The organism is Phaeobacter sp. HF9A (genome assembly GCF_011806385.1).
Taxonomy (GTDB): Bacteria; Pseudomonadota; Alphaproteobacteria; order Rhodobacterales; family Rhodobacteraceae; genus Epibacterium.
Genome location: NZ_JAATOX010000249.1, coordinates 1 through 1098 on the forward strand (window position 1 = coordinate 1; position 1098 = coordinate 1098).

The following is a 1098-nucleotide window of genomic DNA, read 5'->3' on the forward strand; positions in this document are numbered from 1 at the left end:
AACGCTCCCTCAACGGCGATCTGGGGCTGGCCTTCTGCCTGGAGGTGGCGAGTGCGCTGCGCGACGATCTGATCCTGCTGGCGATGTCCGCAACGCTTGACGCCGGACCGGTGGCAGAGCTGATGCAGGCCCCGGTGGTGACCTCCGAGGGGCGCAGCTACCCGGTGGAGACCCGCTGGCTCGACAGCCCCCTGCCCGCCCGCGCCCGCAAGCTCGAGGCGCTGGTGGATCTGATCGCGCGCGCCGAAGCCGAGACCCGCGCCAGTGGTGGCGGCATCCTGGTCTTCCTGCCCGGCGAGGGCGAAATCCGCCGCGCCGCCAAGGCGCTGGCCCCGCGCCTGCCCCAGACCTGCGTGGTGCGGCCGCTGTTTGGCGCCCTGCCCTTTGCCGAGCAGCGCGCCGCCATCGCCCCGGTTCCCGAGGGGCGCAAGGTGGTGCTCGCCACCTCCATCGCCGAGACCTCGCTGACCATCGAGGACATCCGCGTGGTTGTCGATATGGGACAGGCCCGGCGGGCGCGCTTTGATCCCGGTGCTGGCATGTCGCGGCTGGTGACCGAACGGGTGACCCGCGCCGAGGCCACCCAGCGGCAGGGCCGCGCCGGTCGGGTCGCCGAGGGCAGCTGCTATCGGCTCTGGTCCAGGGGCGAAGAGGGCGCGCTGATGGCCTATCCCCCGGCCGAGATCGAAGCCGCAGACCTCACCGGCCTGGCGCTGGAATTGGCGCTTTGGGGGGCCGAACCGGGGGATCTGCCGCTGCTGACCCAGCCCCCGACCGGCAGCCTCGCCGAGGCCCGTGCCCTGTTGCAGATGCTGGGCGCACTGGATGGTCAGAACCGCATCACCGAGCATGGCCGCGCGCTTGCCCGGCTGCCGCTGCATCCGCGCCTTGCGCATATGCTGGCGGTGGCGGGTCCTGACAGCGCCACGCTTGCGGCGCTGATGGGGGACCGCGACCCGCTGCGCGGCGCACCGGTGGATCTGTCCCTGCGGCTGGAGGCGCTGCGCGACCTGCGCCGTTTCAGGGATCGCCGCCCCTATCAGGTGGCCGACGCCGCCATCCACAGCATCACCGCCGAGGCCAAGCGCCTGCGCTCTC

General features: G+C 72.5%; 1 protein-coding gene. It reads left to right on the top strand.

Features of this window, described 5'->3' with window-relative positions:
• Window positions 1-1098 (top strand): helicase-related protein (locus HCZ87_RS20730; RefSeq protein ID WP_303048864.1); only part of this gene is annotated, 1098 nt, incomplete at both ends.